Origin of the sequence: Achromobacter spanius (assembly GCF_003994415.1) — a bacterium.
Classification (GTDB): Bacteria; Pseudomonadota; Gammaproteobacteria; order Burkholderiales; family Burkholderiaceae_B; genus Achromobacter; species Achromobacter spanius_C.
Genome location: NZ_CP034689.1, coordinates 740,035 through 755,866, shown reverse-complemented (window position 1 = coordinate 755,866; position 15,832 = coordinate 740,035). Strand labels below are relative to the sequence as shown.

Here is a 15,832-nt window from a genome sequence, read left to right as displayed (position 1 = left end):
GCGCCCCGTTCTTTTTTCCGCTACGCCGGAATCCCGGCGTAGATCTCGACCAGCTTCTTGCGGTCGATCTTGTGGTTGTTCGACATGGGCAATGCCGGGCAAGCCACCAATTCCGACGGCACCATATAGGGCGGCAGGCGCTGGGCCAGCCGCGCTTTGCAATCGGCCAGCGCATCGGGCGCCAGAAAGCGCGCATCCGGCTCTTGCGCCACGCCGGCCACAAAACCAATCAGGCGCACCGCCGTGCCATCGGGACGACGCAGCACCGCGCAGGCGCCGCCTTCCACCCCCGGCAGGCCGTGCAGCGCTTCGTCGATTTCCGCCAGTTCGATGCGATAGCCGTTCAGCTTGATCTGGTCGTCCATGCGGCCTCGGCAAAACAGCAGGCCGCCCTCTTCCAGTTGGCCCAGATCGCCCGTGCGGAAAGCGCGGCGGCCATCTTCGTGGGTGTAGAGCTTGGCGTCGTTCAGATCAGGGCGGTTGAGGTAGCCGCGCATGACGTGGTCGCCCACGATGCAGATCTCGCCTTCATCCACGATCAACAGGCTGTCTGGCTTGGCGTGGCCCACCGGCAGCGGGTCGTGGGCCGCGAGCACGGCGTCGGTGACTTCGATCCAGGTGGTGGCCACGGTGGCTTCCGTGGGGCCATACGTATTCAGGATGACAGCATCGGGGAAGCGCTGGCGCAGCTTTTTAGCCAAGGCCGCCGGCAGCGGCTCGCCGCAAAACAGGAAAGTGCGCAGCGCGGGCAAGGTGGCCGGGGAAAAATCCCGGTTGGCCAGCTGCTGATGGGCAAACGACGGGGTCGACACCCACACCGTCACGCCATGTTGTGCCAAGCGCGGCATCCACGTGCCGGCCGCCGCGATCTGCTCGCGAGCGTTCAGCACGCAGGCGCCGCCCGCAGCCAGGGTGCCGAAGACCTCGTACATGGACAGGTCGAAGCTGAACGGCGCCTGGTTCATGAATATCGGCGCGTCGCCCAGGCCAAAGCTGCCCCCCATCCAATCGCCCAACAAGCCCACGCTTTCGCGGCCGATCTGCACGCCCTTGGGGTCGCCCGTGCTGCCCGAGGTGAACATGACGTAAGCCAGGCCGCGCTCGGCCAGCATGGCGCCTTCCCCTTCGGTGAACGTGCCGGTGGCGGCGTCGTAGACGGCCGCGGCGCGCACGATCTCGACAATGCGGCGCAGCCGCTCCACCGGGTAGATGGTGTCGACCGGCACGAACGGCGCGCCGATCAGCAGCGCGCCCACCATGGCGACGAAGAACGACGCTTCTTTGTGGCCGTAGATAGCCACCGGCACATCCGGGGCCGCGCCGTGTTGGCGCGCGTTCTCCGCCCAGGCGTACGCCTCGTCACGCAACTGCGCCCAGCTCAAAGAGCGATCGGCGGCGGCGACGGCCAAGGCGTCGGGTGACATTCCGGTATCAACAAACTGGAACGTTTTCAGATCAAAACGCATGCCGATGCTCCCGGCGTCAGATGGGGCTGCGGCCGCTGAACACGTACAGCGCCAGCGCGGCCAGAATCAAGGTAAGCACGCGGCCCAAAAGCCGCATCACCGGGTGCGCCAACGTGGACTGCAAGGCAGGTCGGGTGCGCGCCGCGTTGACCAACAGGTTGTGCCCCACCGAATACGTGCCGAACATCAGGCCGCTGACGATGTAATGCAGCGACAGCCCGTTCCACACCCCCATGGCCAGCAGCGTGGCGAAGATGCCGATGTTCTGCGCCGCCAAACGATGCCGTCCGAAGAACCTGGTCTTGCTCAACGCCTTGTAGATCGGCATGAACACCACGTCGCGCAACCACTCCGACAGGCTGATGTGCCAGCGGCGCCAGAAGTCCTGCGGGTTCAGCGTGGCCAAGGGGTTGCGGAAGTTGATCGGCAAGGTGAAGCCGAACAGCATGCCGATGCCGATTGCCATCGTCGAATACCCGGCGAAGTCGAAGAACAGATACGCGCTGTACAGCGAAGCGTTCAGCGCAACCCCGGTCAACGAATAGTCGTGCGCATCCAGCGTGGCCAGGCCATAACGCCAGATCAGCTCGGCCAGGCCGAACTTCTGGATCACGCCCAGCATGATCAGTTCCAGCCCGGTCAGCCAGGTGTTCAGGTTCACGCCTTCATAGCCGCGCTTGAGATCCGCCTGGAAATTGCGCCAGCGGTACATGGGGCCTGCCAACAGCGTCAGCGGGAAGAACAGGTAGATGAAGTAATCCAGCGGCGACACGCGCTCGTTGCGTTGCGCAAACAGCAGCACGTCGATGGCGCGGAAGGTGGCGAACGACAGGCCCAGCATCGCACCCAGGTGCGACACGCCGGTCTTCACCAGCAGCAACGGCGCCATGGTGATGATGACGGCCAGCCAGGTGGGAATGTAGCCGCGGCGCATGGCCCACAAGGCGCCGCCCGACATGGCCAGCAGCGCGATGGGCTGATAGGGGCGCGCCCAGAATACCGCCATCCAGACACCCAGGCAGATCACCCCGATGATGTGGCGATAGCCGATGCGAAACGGCATGCCGAACGAGCGGTACGCCAACAGGCCCAGGCCGCCGCACAGGGCGCCGCCAAAGAAGCTCAAGCTTGCAAACAATTCCATGGCGAGGCTCAGAACTGCTGGTATTGGAATTCGACCTTGATGGGTCCACCGCTGCCCGTGGTGGGTTGTGCCTGCAGCACAAACACCAGGATGACCCCGATGTACAGGCACACATGCCAGAAAAAGCGGCGTCCGGCGCCGTCTTTGCGAAAGAATTTCATCGGGAAAAGTACTCCGCAATGCCTTGGTCGGCCATGGCCCAGCCCAGCTCGGCCAGGTGCATGTCGTCGCGCAGCATGCCCGGTTCGAACGGGATGCTGTAAAGGTCCAGGCAACCCATTTGATAGCGCGCGCACATGCCCGTGATGGCGGCCACCACCGGATCGAAGCGCTCGACATCCAGGATGAGCTTGGGGTTGAACGGTTGAATGACGAAGTAGGCCTTCACCTTGCGCTTTTGCAGCAAGGCCATGACGCGCGACAGATCGCCCAGCTCGGCGCGGGTGATGGGGTCGACGTCGGCGAACTCGTTGCGGGCCGGCGAGTACAGCGGCGCCAGGTATTGCTTGTAGTAGTCGTCGCGTACGTCGTAGGGGTTGTGGCCGCCCAGATTGTGCTCCACCTCGCGCGCCTGATGCGTCAGCCGCCCCCACTGCCCTTCGTTCAAGCGCGCGGCGGACGGCCAGGACACGAAACGATGCGCGGGCACCGACAGCTTGGTGCGCGGGCGGTCAGGCGCGGGGTCCTGGCGGGCATGCCACCACAGCACCAACTTGTCTTTCAGTTCGGCCGCCTGACCGTTGGCGATCAGCCAGAGCAGACCCCAATTCGCGTTGTCGGTGATCCAGGTCTGCATCTGCTCGCGCGTGCTGGGCTGGTCCCACAGGCGGTCCCAGACCGGGCCGGTCACGTGCTCGGCGAACGCGCTGCGCGGCAACTGGCCGCCCGAGGCGAACCATGCGGGCGACACCATGATCACCAGCCGCGTGTTCGGCGTCAGGGAATCGGCCACGGATTCCAGCACGCTGACAATTCCATAAGACTGGAACATGGCATGGCCATAGGCCAGCGTCGGCATTTTCAGCTCGTCGGGAAAGAAGCGGTAAGGAACGAAACGCAGGTCGTGGCTGGACAGTTCGGACGAGCCCAGCACGACCAGCGTGCCGTCGCTTAGCGCGTTGCCCAGGCGATTCAGGTTGACGTGCTGAGTGCCCCAGTCCGGTCCCAGATTGGGCAGGTAGTTGTTTTTGCCGGCCGTGGCCGACAAGGGTGCGGCGGCGGGCGTCACGATGCGGCTGAGCACATCGTCCGCGCCGCAATACGCGCCAACCGCCAGTGCGACCGCCGTCGCGGCAGCCGCAACGTGGGACAGCAAGCGCGTGTTACGCAGAATGGGCAGCAACATAGCCGGCAAGCGACCGAACCGACTGCAGGATTTCCGCGATTTCAGGAGCCGGGATGCTGCAGCCGTACTCCGACTCAACCGCCAGCGTGATGTCCACGGCGGCCAGGGAATCCACCAGGCCTGTGGCGATCAATTGCGTGTCGGGTGTGACTTTCTTCATGACGATCGACTCGACGATATCGCCGATCTTGGTGTGGAGTTCTTGCTCGGTATACATAAGGTGTGCAGGGCGTCTCGTCGGTGAAACGCCCCCGCTCGCAGGGATTCAGGTGCTTGAGAATATAGAAAAAAGCTGAAGCTCAACTGACGGAGTTCAGCCGTTCAGAACAAGATCAAGACGCACTCGGTTACATTAAAAACCGGCGTTGGCCTCGTTCGCAGGCGCAATCATTGCATTTCGATCGTCGAATCGCCATGGAACTTTCAGGATCCATGGCGCGAAAAGGCCAGGAAAGGCGGCACCTGCGGGTAAATCCTGGGGGATCACGTTGCGGCCGAGCGACATTTGGGCAAAAAAATGGCCCCATCAAAGGGGCCTGTGCGCGCATCGGCGCGGCGACTGAAACGCCCGCATACGCAGGCGTTTGATTTACATCGGGGTGACGCGCGTCGGACCGGCGCCGCTGATCACCTGTACACGCTGGCCCACGCTGATGGGCAAGTCGGCTTCTTGCGCCACGACGCGGGTCTCGCCGTTGTCCAGGCGCACTGTGATTTCGTAGCCGGAATTCTTGCCCACCCGGTTCTCCACGGCATTACCGGCCAGGGCGCCCAAGATGGCGCCGCCCACCGTGGCGATGGTGCGGCCCGTGCCGCCGCCGACGGCATTGCCGGCCACGCCGCCCAGCGCACCGCCGGCCAACATGCCGACACCGCTGGACTTGTCATTCTGGATCACGATGGGGCGCACGCCCGTGACGGTGCCCGTACGAACGATCTGTTCGCGCTGAGCTTGGTCGTAGCTATAAACCCCGCTGGATGCGCTGGGATTCGCGCAGCCGCCCAAGACTGCCATCGACGTCACGACGGCCGCAACGGCCAGCCACCTGCCAGTACGCGGCGTTACCAGGGAAAGAGATTTGCTTTGGTTCATTTGGACTCCTCGATCGGGCACTGCCGACGACGTTGATCATACCGCGCCCGCCATCTTGGCCAGGCTCGGCTGCAACACACTGAAACTCACGGCCAAAGCCAGAAAACACCCGTTGAACGCGGTGGCAACGAGGCCACCGCACAAGACGTTTCAACGAACCTTCGACCGCGCACGAACCAGGCAGTTCCCGTGCGCCGCCCAAGGCTCACGCCGGCAGATGGATGCCGTAAGTAGCGTGCAATACCGCGTTGATGTCCGCGCGCGACGGCGTGTGGTTCTGCGGCCCGCGCGAGGCAATCTTGATGGCGCCCATGACGTTGCCCAGGCGGCAGCTGTCTTCCCAGTTCCAGCCGCTGGTCAAGCCGTAGAGCAGGCCGCCGCGTTGCGCGTCGCCGCAACCCGTGGGGTCCACCACTTGCGTTGCCTTCACAGGCGCGATGGAAATGGTCTTGCCGCCGGTCATCAGCGTGGCGCCTTCCGCGCCGCGCGTCACCACCACGGCTTGCAGCGTCTGGGCAATATCGGCCATGCTGCGGCCGGTGCGCTGCTCGACAACGCCAGCTTCGTAGTCATTCACGGTCAAGGCCTGCGCCATCTTCAGCATGCGTTCGAGGTCGGCGCCGTCGAACAAGGGCATGGCCTGACCCAGATCGAAGATGAAGGGGATGCCGCGCTGGTGCAGGCGTTGCGCGTGGGCAAACATGCCTTCCTTGGCGTCCGGCGCCACGATGGCCCAGGCCGCGTCCGCGTCGCTCAGGTCATTGTCCGCCGCGAACGACATGGCGCCCGGGTGGAACGCGGTGATCTGGTTGTCGTCCAGGTCGGTCGTGATGAAGCATTGCGCGGTGAACGTGCCGGGCACCACCTTGACGCGGGAGGTGTCGATGCCCAGGCCCGACAGGCGCTCCATGTATTCGCCAGCGTCTTCGCCCACGGTGGCCACCGGCACGGGCTTGCCGCCCAGCAGATTCATGTTGTAGGCAATGTTGCCCGAGCAGCCGCCATATTCCTTGCGCATGCTGGGCACCAGGAAGGACACGCTCAAGGATTGGATGCGGTCGGCAAGAATGTGCTCTTTGAAGCGGCCTTCGAACACGGCGATCGTGTCGAACGCCATCGAACCGCAAACCAGGACGGGGGTTGCCATGCGTGTCATCCTTTAAGGAAAGAACTTATCAAGTTGGTAGCCATTGACTTGAACGCCAGTCACTTCAATGGGCACGGAAATTTTGAGCTCGCCCGCCGGGGCGAAGGGCCCGCGCAGTTGTTCGGGCGTCAGGTAGTCTTCGGGCTTGAGCACCTTGCGCACCACCACCGTGTCGGACAGGTCCGTCAGGTCCAGCACCAGCGCGGGCCAGTGCTGCGGCTTGTCGTAGCGGTTGCGCAGCACCAGGTTCAACACCAGCCGGCTGCGGCCATCGTCGATCGCGGCGGCGCCCGTGGGCGGCTGTAGCGACGATGATGAAATGGCGATGCGTTCCAGGCGACGCGCATAGCCCACGGTGCAGCCCAGCGGCTGGCACACGGTTTCCAGCACCGGGCGCATCACGGGCATGGAGTTGGCGATGTCGGTACGGTAGACGTAAAGCAGTTGCAGGCCCAGGGCGATCAGGCCCAGCAGGCAGGCAGAAGCCCAGATCTTGCGCATCAGGCCCCGGCGTTCGCTGCGGTCCTGATCCAGGAACTCGGGCGGAGCACGGCCTACGTCCGTGGCGCTGGAGTAGCGGGTGCGCGCCTCGCCCAGCACGGGCTCACGGTCCTCGTCGCGATCGTCGTCGTGGTCGCGATCGTCGTCGTGGTCGCGCTCATCGGGTGTGTCGCGGTCGTCCCACCTGATGACGGGTTCGCTGTCGCGCGAGGCGATGATGGGCTTTTCGTAGTGGGAATCGGTGCGGAAGTTATCGGAACGGCCCTGATCGACACGGCCATGCGGCGCTTCACGGACTTCGTCTTCCAGGTCGTGATCGTCGTCGGGTTCGTCTTCCGGCAGCGTGTCTTCGGGCTCCACCGGGCGGCGTATCGCATCACGCCCACGCAGGACCGCCGGTGGAATCGCGGGCGTAGCCACTGGCGAAATCACAGGCTCGGCGCGTGCGGTAGACGCAGTGGGTGAGATGGGCGCTGTGGGCGTGACGGGCGCAACAGGCGCACTGGGAGCCGACTGTGGCGCGGCGGATTCGTCTTCCCAGGGTGGTGTCTGGCGCGGCTCGGCTGACGGGCGCGCCAGCGTCGGCGCCAGCACTGGCGCGGCGGCGGCGGCTGCCGAAGAAGGCGCAGGCGGCACGGATGGCGCGGCGGGCGGCGGCGATCCCGCTTCGGGCAGCAGGCAGGCGCGGCCGTCGAAGACGGTGGAGCAGGCGCCGCAGCGCACCAGGCCATTGCGAACGCGAAGCTGGTCAGGCACCACCTTGAACGTGGTGCCGCACTGCGGGCAGCGGGTGGTCAGAGCCATGTGATGCAATCCTGCCGATCCGGCTATTCAGGCCTTCTGGCCGTGCAGGCATACCCAGCCGTCGCGGGCACGCCAGACCGACATGGCAAGCCAGGGCGCGTAAGCCGCGGCCACTTCCTCGGCCTGACGCTCCAGCACGCCGGACAGCACCAAATGGCCGCCCGCGGCAACGCGGCCCGCCAACATCGGCGCCAACACCTTCAACGGATTGGACAGGATGTTGGCGACCACCACCTGAAAGGTGCCGTCAGCCAGCGCGTCGGGCAGCATGGCTTGCAGTTCGACGTGGTTCACTTCGGCGTTATAGGCCGTGCTTTGCACCGCCTGCGCGTCGATGTCCACGGCCAGCGTCGGGCCCGCGCCCAGCTTGCGCGCGGCAATGGCCAGGATGCCCGAGCCGCAGCCGTAATCCAGCAACGTGGCGCCCGCCGGCAATTCGGCTTCCAGCCAGGCCAGGCAGAGATGCGTCGTGGGATGGCTGCCGGTACCGAAGGCCAGGCCGGGGTCCAGTTCGATATGGATGGCGCCGTCTTCGGCGGCAGCCGGGTCCAGGCCGGGCACGTCGGGGTTGTCGCGGTGCCAGCTGGGCACGATCCACAGGCGTTCAGCAATATGGATGGGGCCGAACTGCGATTGCGTCAGGCGCACCCAGTCGGCGTCCGGCACGTCGCGCAGCGTCCAGCCTGCAAACAGCGCCGGGTCCAGCTCGCCCGCCGCGGCGGCCTCTTCCATGATCTGCGTGGGGTCGGCGCCATCGGGCAGCAAGGCCACGACGCGGTTGCGGTCCCAGGCTTGAATGTCGGGCTCGGTGCCAGGTTCGCCGAACAAGGGGCGTTCGTCATCGGTGCCGAAGTCGGCGTCTTCCACGGATACCGACAGCACGCCCGCTTCCAGCAACGCATCCGACAGGGCTTCGGCCTGCGCCTCCAGGCAATGGAGCACGAGTTCACGCATGATTATTCTTCCATCTGGCCATCGGGCCACGGCTCGCGCCGCGGCCCGATGGACCATAAACGTAAAAAGGGGCCGTGAGGCCCCGGGGTCGTCGGTCAGGGACGCTGAGCCAACTTGTTTTCCAGATAGTGGATGCTGGTGCCGCCTTCAATGAAGCGGGCGTCTTGCAGCAATTCACGATGCAGCGGGATGTTGGTGGAAATGCCTTCCACCACCATTTCCGACAGCGCAATACGCATGCGGGCCAGGGCTTGATCGCGCGTATCGCCATACGTGATGACCTTGGCGATCATCGAATCATAGTTGGGCGGCACGAAATAGCTATTGTAGGCATGCGAGTCGATACGCACGCCAGGACCGCCCGGCGTATGCCAGTTGGTGATGCGGCCGGGGCTGGGCACAAAGCGGAAAGGATCTTCCGCGTTGATGCGGCATTCGATCGCATGGCCCTTGAACGTGATGTCACGCTGGCGCAGCGTGAACTTTTCGCCCGCGGCGATCAGAATCTGCTGCTGCACGAGGTCAATGCCGGTGATGAGTTCAGTGACCGGGTGTTCGACCTGGATGCGGGTGTTCATTTCAATGAAATAGAACTCGCCGTTTTCAAACAGGAACTCGAACGTGCCCGCGCCACGGTAGCCCATCTTGCGGCAAGCGTCGGCGCAACGGTCGCCGATGCGCTCGATGGCGCGGCGGGCGATGCCGGGAGCCGGTGCTTCTTCGATGACTTTCTGGTGGCGGCGCTGCATGGAGCAGTCGCGTTCGCCCAGCCAGACGGCGTTGCGGCCGCCATCGGCCAGCACCTGGATTTCCACATGGCGAGGGTTCTCAAGGAACTTCTCCATATAGACTTCCGGGTTGTTGAACGCGGCGCCCGCTTCCGAGCGCGTCATGGTGACGGCGTTCAAGAGCGCGGCCTCGGTGTACACCACGCGCATGCCACGGCCACCGCCGCCGCCCGCTGCCTTGATGATGACCGGGTAACCGACTTCGCGCGCAATGCGGATGATTTCCTGCGGATCTTCGGGCAACGCACCCTCGGAACCCGGCACCACCGGCACACCGGCTTCGATCATGGCGCGCTTGGCGCTGACCTTGTCGCCCATCAGGCGAATGGTGTCGGGACGCGGGCCGATGAAGACGAAGCCACTCTTTTCGACGCGATCGGCGAAGTCGGCATTTTCGGACAAGAACCCGTAACCCGGGTGGATTGCCTCGGAATCCGTCACTTCGGCGGCCGAAATGATGGCCGGCATGTTCAGGTAGCTGTCACGCGACGGCGCAGGCCCGATGCACACGGATTCATCGGCCAGGCGCACGTACTTGGCCTCGCGGTCAGCCTCGGAGTGCACGACCACGGTTTTAATGCCCAGCTCACGGCAAGCGCGCTGAATGCGCAGGGCGATTTCGCCCCGATTGGCGATCAGGATTTTTTCGAACATTTTCAGCTATCAGCCAATGACGAAGAGGGGTTGACCGTACTCGACGGGCTCACCGTTTTCGACCAGGATTTCTTTGATGACGCCGGACTTGTCGGCTTCGATTTCATTGAGCAGCTTCATGGCTTCAATGATGCACAGCGGATCGCCTTCCTTGACGGTGGCGCCCACGTCGATGAACGGAGCGGCGCCCGGGTTCGGCGAACGGTAGAACGTGCCGACCATCGGCGCCTTCACGACGTGGCCCTGGATGACCGGGGCGGCTTCGGCGGCCGGCGCGGCAGGCGCGGCGGGCTGAGCCACCGGTGCAGCGGGCACGCCGGCTTCGGGCTGATGGTAAGCCACCGGCTGCAAGGTTTGCGAGAACTTGACGATGCGTACCTTGCCTTCGCCTTCGGTGATTTCCAGCTCGGCGATACCCGATTCAGCCACCAGGTCGATCAGGGTTTTGAGTTTTCGAAGGTCCATAGAAGCTGCTTCCCGAGATAGTGTCGGCGGCGTCCCAGCGTGGGGCCCGCGCCGTGTATAAGATGTAAAAGCCGTGAGTTTGGTGCGAGATCAGTGCCGCACTGCGTAACGCAGAGCCGCCTCGTAGCCGTCCGCGCCGAGGCCGGTGATAAGGCCTATCGCCAAGTCGGACAGATAAGAGTGATGCCTGAAGGGCTCTCGCTTATACAGATTGGACAAATGTACTTCAATAAATGGGATCGCGACCCCAGCCAGCGCATCGCGAATCGCGACGCTGGTGTGCGTATAAGCCGCCGCGTTGATGATGATGAAGTCCGTGCCGTCTTGCCGCGCCGCCTGAATGCGGTCGACCAACGCACCTTCGTGATTGCCTTGCCAAGTAGTCAACTTGGCGCCCAATTCCCCGCCAAGCAGCTCCAGGCGCTCATTGATCTGGGGCAGCGTCAAACTGCCGTAGATATGAGGTTCCCGGGTGCCAAGCAGGTTCAGATTCGGGCCATGCAATACCAGTATGTTTTGCGCCATGCGCTTGCCAATGAGTGGATTGCCAACGGTGGAATTGCTGGCAAAACAGCCGATAAACCAGCTTTTTACGCCAATTCCTATTATTTGTCCAACAGACTTACGCCTTCAGTCCCGACAGGGTTTTGTTCAGGTCGTCTGGTTGGATTTCTCCCAGTATTTTCCGGTTAATTGCGCCATCAGCATTGAACACGATGGTAAAAGGCAGGCCGCCGCTGGGGTTTCCAAGCTTGCGCAAGGTATCGATGGCGCCTACCCCGATAACCCAAAGCGGGTAGGAAACTTGCACTTTCTCGACAAATTTTTGCATGTTGGCGGCGGAATCAACGCCGATGCCGACAAAGCGCACATGCGGGTATTTTTTCTGCAGCGCATCCAGTTCGGGCATTTCGCGCACGCACGGCGCGCACCACGTCGCCCAGAAATTAACCACCATCGGCTGGCCCTTCCAGTTGGCCAGCGACTGCGTCGCACCGTTCAGGTCGGGCAACTGCAATTGCATGAGTCCGGCGACGGGGTCGCTGGCGTCGGCCGGTGCCGAAGACGTGCGGGGCTTTTGCCCCAGCAAGGTGTAGGCGCCCGCAACCGTGGCGGCCACGGCCACGCCGGCGGATAGAAGTAGGCGTCGATTCATGGCGCGATCATAACCGCTGCCGCTGTTTTACGCGTTGTTGCGGCGTGGCCGGGCGGCCCCGGGTGGTGCCGGCTCGGCGCCCCCGGCTCGGCGCCGCCGCTCACCGCTATATATACAATGCCGGACAGGAGAGTTTTCAATGCACCTGCACATTCTTGGCATCTGCGGTACGTTCATGGGCGGCTTGGCGCTGATCGCGCGGGCTGCCGGCCACAAGGTCACGGGTTGCGATGCGGGCGTGTACCCGCCCATGAGCACCCAGTTATCCGAACAAGGCATCGAGCTGATCGAAGGCTTTGGCGCCGAACAGATGGCGCTTGCGCCCGACCTGTACGTGATCGGCAACGTGGTCAGCCGCGGCAACCCGCTGATGGAAGCCATTCTGGAATCGGGCGCGCGCTATGTGTCCGGCCCGCAATGGCTGGGCGACAACATCCTGCCGGGCGCGCACGTGCTTGCCGTGGCGGGCACCCACGGAAAAACCACCACCAGCTCGATGCTGGCCTGGATATTGGAAGCCGCGGGCCTGGCGCCCAACTTCCTGATCGGCGGCGTGGCGGCGGACCTGAAAGTGTCGGCCCGCTACGACCCCGCGCGCCGTCCCTTCGTGATCGAGGCGGACGAATACGACACGGCCTTCTTCGACAAGCGCTCGAAGTTTGTTCATTACCGCCCGCGCACCGCCATTCTGAATAACCTGGAATACGACCACGCCGACATCTTCCCCGATCTGGCGGCCATCGAAACCCAATTCCACCACCTGGTGCGCACCATCCCCGGGTCCGGCCGCATCGTGCGCCCGGCCCATTGCGACGCGCTGGACCGTGTAATTGCGCGCGGATGCTGGTCTGAAACCGTCACGTTCGGTCCCGATGGCGCCTGGCAAGCCTCGCCGCCCGATGACGACGGCGCGTTCACCGTGCTGCGCAACGGCGTTGAAGCCGGCACCGTGCGCTGGAGCCTCAGCGGCGAACACAACCGCATGAACGCCTTGGCCGCGCTGGCCGCCGCCGAACACGCGGGCGTATCGGCCGCCGACGGCATCGCCGCGTTGACCCGCTTTGCCGGCGTGAAGCGCCGCATGGAACTGCGCGGCACGGTCAACGGCGTCAAGGTGTACGACGATTTCGCGCATCACCCCACCGCCATCGCCACCACCCTGGAAGGCCTGCGCCGCCAGGTCGGATCGGCCCGCATCCTGGCGGTGCTGGAACCGCGTTCCAACACGATGAAGCTGGGCACCATGGCCGCCCGCCTGCCCGATGCCCTGACGGATGCCGACCTGGTGTTCTGCTTCGGCGCGCACAGCGGCAAGCACGCCTTGGGCTGGAACCCGGCGGACGTCCTGGCGCCGCTGGGCGACCGGGCTTCCAGTTACGATGACATCGACGCGCTGGTCGCGGCCGTAACCGCCGCCGCCCGCCCCGGCGACCAGGTGCTGGTCATGAGCAACGGCGGGTTTGGCGGCGTCCACGGCAAGCTGCTGGACGCGCTGCGGGCGCGCGGCTGACCCTCCACTCTTGGACGAGCACGAAATGATCCTCTACCTGCACGGTTTTCGTTCCTCGCCAAGCTCCACCAAGGCCCGGCAGATGGCCGACGCCATGGCCCAGCGCGGGCTCGCCGCGCTATGGGCCTGCCCGCAGCTACCCGCCAGCCCCCGGCAAGCCATTGCGCTGTGCATGGACATTGCCCAACGCCAATTGCAGGGCGCGGACAGCCCCCGCGCGCTGACCGTGATCGGCTCATCGCTGGGCGGCTTCTACGCCACCTGGCTGGCCGAGCAACTGGGTTGCAAGGCCGTGCTGCTGAACCCGGCCGTGGAAGCGGCGCGCGACCTGGCGACCCAGGTCGGCGAGCACCACATGTATCATTCCAACGCGCCGTTCGTCTTTCTGCCCGAATATGTGGACGAATTGGCGGCCATCCACGTGCCTCGCATCACCCAGCCCGACCGGTACTTCCTGCTGGCGGCAACTGGCGACGAGGTGCTGGATTGGCGTGAAATGCGCGATCGCTACCTGGGTTGCCAGCAGCGTATCGTCGAAGGCAGCGACCACGGTTTGTCCGATTTTGAACGTTGGATGCCCGAGGTGCTTGAATTCGCCCTTGGCGGCAAGCAGGTTCGCCCTCAATAATCAGTACCAGGCATCAACACTCTATCTATATAGCTGCGCAAGGCGGCGCGTGCGCGTCGCCCAGGAAGATCCCCACCATGTATGTGTTTTACGAAGATGACGGCAGCTTCAAGGCCGGCAACATCCTGTCCGAGACCGACGCCAGCCTGCAGGTGGAGTCGGAATCGGGCAAGCGCAGCAAAATCAAGCGCGCCAATACCCTGTTCAATTTCGCGTCGCCCGAACCGGCGGCGCTGATGAGCCAGGCCGCCGCGGCCGCCGATGAGCTGGACCTGCAATTCCTTTGGGAATGTGCCCCCCAGGAAGAATTCGACACGCCCTCGCTGGCAACCGACTACTTTGGCCATGCCCCCACGCCCGTGGAACATGCCGCGCTGTTGATGCGCCTGCACAGCGCGCCCGCGTATTTCCACCGCCGAGGCAAAGGGCGCTACCGCCCTGCCCCGCCGGACATCCTGGCCGCCGCGCTGGCCGCGCTGGAAAAAAAGCAGCGCCAGGCCGAGCAGCAACAGGAATGGGTGGACGAGATGGCCGCGGGCCGCTTGCCCGAGCCCATTGCCCAGGTTGCTGAAACCCTGCTGATCCGTCCGGACAAGAATTCGCAGCAATGGAAGGCGCTGGACGCCGCCTGCGCCAAGCTGGGCAAGAGCCCCGACCGCCTGCTGCTGGAACTGGGCGCGTGGCCGCATGCGCTAGCCCTGCACAAGCGGCGCTTCCTGGCGGTGAACTTCCCGCGTGGACTGGAATTCCCCGAACTGGAACTGCCGCCCATCGACCGTGAACTGCCGCTGTCGGACGCCGAGATCTATTCGGTGGACGACGTCACCACCACCGAGATCGACGACGCGCTGTCCGTCACCACGCTGCCCGACGGGCGCCTGCGCGTGGGTGTGCACGTGGCCGCCCCCGGTCTGTCGGTCACCCGCGACAGCGAGTTCGACAAGCTGGCGCGCGCGCGCCTGTCCACCGTCTACATGCCGGGCGACAAGATCCCGATGCAGCCCGACAACGTCATCAAGGCGTTTTCGCTGGACGCGGGCCGCGAAGTGCCCGTGCTGTCGCTGTACGTGGTGGCCGACCCTGAAACGGGCGAAGTCATTGAATCCGAGACGCGCCTGGAACGGGTGGTGGTGCGCGAAAACCTGCGCCACAACATGCTGGACGCGCAGGTCACCGAGGCCAGCCTGGCCGACCCGTCTGCCGATATTCCTTACGGCCACTGGCTGCGTCCGCTGTGGAAGCTGGCGCAGGCGCTGTCGGCGCAACGCGAAAACGTGCGCGGCAAGCCCGAAAACAATTCCCGCGTGGAATACAGCTTCTATCTGGACGGCAACCCCGACGACCCGGACACCCCGGTGCGCCTGGTGCCGCGCCAGCGCAACGCGCCGCTGGACCGCATGGTGGCCGAATACATGATCCTGGCCAACAACCTGTGGGGCGGCCTGCTGCACCAGCATGGCGTGCCGGGCATCTACCGTTCGCAGCAGGCGGGCCGCGTGCGCATGAGCACGCAGGCGCTGCCGCACGAAGCCATCGGCGTGCCGCAATATGCCTGGAGCACGTCGCCGCTGCGCCGCTACGTGGACCTGGTCAACCAATGGCAGTTGATTGCCGCCGTGGAACACGGTGTGTCGGCGCGCCTGGTGGCCCCGTTCAAGCCGCGCGACGCGGACCTGTTCGCCATCATCGGCGCCTTCGACGCGCAATACGCCGCCTGGGCCGAATTCCAAAGCGCCATGGAACGCTACTGGTGCCTGCGCTGGCTCAAGCAGCACGGCGTGACCCGCACCGTGGCGCACGTGCTGCGCGACGACCTGGTCCGCTTCGCCAACGCACCGCTGGTGACCCGCGTGGGCGGCATGCCGGAACTGGAACGCGGCACCGCCGTGGAAATCGACATCCTGGGCATGGACGAACTAGGCCTGGAACTGGACTGCCGCTACGTAGGCGAACTCAGCCCGGCCACGTAGGATGGGTAAAGCGCGCAGGGCTTCATGCAACTGAAACACGGCCCCGCGCGCGCAACCCATCAAGCGCCCGTAACCACCCAACGCCCCAACCCGGCCACAGCGTCAGTGGGTGCGCGACGGCGTGGCCACCTTGCGGCGTGCCGTCCAAAAGCTGTTACACAGCGGTCGGTCGGCATGGCCGACCGACGCGGACTCGCCTTACAATGC

Annotated in this window: 16 protein-coding genes; 3 read left to right on the top strand and 13 right to left on the bottom strand. The window is 64.6% G+C overall.

Features of this window, described 5'->3' with window-relative positions; all coding sequences use genetic code 11:
• Nucleotides 1–20 precede the first annotated feature (20 nt).
• From ELS24_RS03365 to ELS24_RS03305, 13 genes are all read right to left on the bottom strand, one after another.
• Nucleotides 21–1,466, bottom strand: coding sequence for a D-alanine--poly(phosphoribitol) ligase (locus tag ELS24_RS03365; RefSeq protein WP_127183402.1), 1,446 nt, complete (start codon nucleotides 1,464–1,466; stop codon nucleotides 21–23).
• Nucleotides 1,467–1,482: 16 nt separating this feature from the next.
• Nucleotides 1,483–2,610 carry an MBOAT family O-acyltransferase gene (locus tag ELS24_RS03360; RefSeq protein WP_127183401.1) on the bottom strand — a complete coding sequence of 376 codons (1,128 nt, stop codon included), beginning with the start codon at nucleotides 2,608–2,610 and terminating at the stop codon, nucleotides 1,483–1,485.
• 8 nt (nucleotides 2,611–2,618) lie between these two features.
• On the bottom strand, nucleotides 2,619–2,771 hold the full coding sequence (locus tag ELS24_RS03355; RefSeq protein WP_127183400.1) for a hypothetical protein: 153 nt from the start codon (nucleotides 2,769–2,771) through the stop codon (nucleotides 2,619–2,621).
• Nucleotides 2,768–3,955 carry a D-alanyl-lipoteichoic acid biosynthesis protein DltD gene (locus ELS24_RS03350; RefSeq protein WP_127183399.1) on the bottom strand — a complete coding sequence of 396 codons (1,188 nt, stop codon included), beginning with the start codon at nucleotides 3,953–3,955 and terminating at the stop codon, nucleotides 2,768–2,770. Before ELS24_RS03350 ends, ELS24_RS03355 begins: the two co-directional genes overlap by 4 nt.
• Nucleotides 3,933–4,172: an acyl carrier protein gene (locus ELS24_RS03345; protein WP_050447101.1), complete on the bottom strand. Its 240-nt coding sequence runs from the start codon at nucleotides 4,170–4,172 to the stop codon at nucleotides 3,933–3,935. The genes ELS24_RS03350 and ELS24_RS03345 overlap by 23 nt, the downstream gene beginning before the upstream one ends.
• Before the next feature lie 372 nt (nucleotides 4,173–4,544).
• The gene (locus tag ELS24_RS03340; RefSeq protein ID WP_050447100.1) at nucleotides 4,545–5,048 is read right to left on the bottom strand and encodes a glycine zipper 2TM domain-containing protein; all 504 of its coding nucleotides are present in this window, start codon (nucleotides 5,046–5,048) and stop codon (nucleotides 4,545–4,547) included.
• A gap of 205 nt (nucleotides 5,049–5,253) precedes the next feature.
• Nucleotides 5,254–6,195: a carbohydrate kinase family protein gene (locus tag ELS24_RS03335; RefSeq protein ID WP_050447099.1), complete on the bottom strand. Its 942-nt coding sequence runs from the start codon at nucleotides 6,193–6,195 to the stop codon at nucleotides 5,254–5,256.
• A gap of 12 nt (nucleotides 6,196–6,207) precedes the next feature.
• Nucleotides 6,208–7,500: a DUF3426 domain-containing protein gene (locus tag ELS24_RS03330; protein ID WP_127183398.1), complete on the bottom strand. Its 1,293-nt coding sequence runs from the start codon at nucleotides 7,498–7,500 to the stop codon at nucleotides 6,208–6,210.
• 27 nt (nucleotides 7,501–7,527) lie between these two features.
• Nucleotides 7,528–8,454, bottom strand: coding sequence for a 50S ribosomal protein L11 methyltransferase (prmA, locus tag ELS24_RS03325; RefSeq protein ID WP_127183397.1), 927 nt, complete (start codon nucleotides 8,452–8,454; stop codon nucleotides 7,528–7,530).
• Nucleotides 8,455–8,549: 95 nt separating this feature from the next.
• Entirely contained in the window at nucleotides 8,550–9,896 is a 1,347-nt protein-coding gene (accC, locus tag ELS24_RS03320; protein ID WP_050447096.1) for an acetyl-CoA carboxylase biotin carboxylase subunit, read from the bottom strand.
• A 9-nt stretch (nucleotides 9,897–9,905) separates the two neighbouring features.
• Nucleotides 9,906–10,361 carry an acetyl-CoA carboxylase biotin carboxyl carrier protein gene (accB, locus tag ELS24_RS03315; protein ID WP_050447095.1) on the bottom strand — a complete coding sequence of 152 codons (456 nt, stop codon included), beginning with the start codon at nucleotides 10,359–10,361 and terminating at the stop codon, nucleotides 9,906–9,908.
• 90 nt (nucleotides 10,362–10,451) lie between these two features.
• Complete coding sequence (gene aroQ / locus ELS24_RS03310) at nucleotides 10,452–10,886, bottom strand: type II 3-dehydroquinate dehydratase (RefSeq protein WP_050447094.1); 435 nt, start codon at nucleotides 10,884–10,886, stop codon at nucleotides 10,452–10,454.
• A 97-nt stretch (nucleotides 10,887–10,983) separates the two neighbouring features.
• Nucleotides 10,984–11,517 carry a TlpA family protein disulfide reductase gene (locus tag ELS24_RS03305; protein ID WP_127183396.1) on the bottom strand — a complete coding sequence of 178 codons (534 nt, stop codon included), beginning with the start codon at nucleotides 11,515–11,517 and terminating at the stop codon, nucleotides 10,984–10,986.
• Between the two features lie 139 nt (nucleotides 11,518–11,656).
• Here ELS24_RS03305 and mpl point away from each other — a divergent pair, with 139 nt between their 5' ends.
• The 3 genes from mpl (at nucleotide 11,657) to ELS24_RS03290 (ending at nucleotide 15,625) form a co-directional block, all read left to right on the top strand.
• A complete protein-coding gene (mpl, locus tag ELS24_RS03300; RefSeq protein WP_127183395.1) occupies nucleotides 11,657–13,027 on the top strand; it encodes a UDP-N-acetylmuramate:L-alanyl-gamma-D-glutamyl-meso-diaminopimelate ligase in 1,371 nt (456 codons plus the stop codon).
• 25 nt (nucleotides 13,028–13,052) lie between these two features.
• The gene (locus ELS24_RS03295) at nucleotides 13,053–13,655 is read left to right on the top strand and encodes a YqiA/YcfP family alpha/beta fold hydrolase (RefSeq protein ID WP_050447091.1); all 603 of its coding nucleotides are present in this window, start codon (nucleotides 13,053–13,055) and stop codon (nucleotides 13,653–13,655) included.
• Between the two features lie 77 nt (nucleotides 13,656–13,732).
• Entirely contained in the window at nucleotides 13,733–15,625 is a 1,893-nt protein-coding gene (locus ELS24_RS03290) for a ribonuclease catalytic domain-containing protein (protein ID WP_127183394.1), read from the top strand.
• The last annotated feature ends 207 nt before the right edge of the window (nucleotides 15,626–15,832 follow it).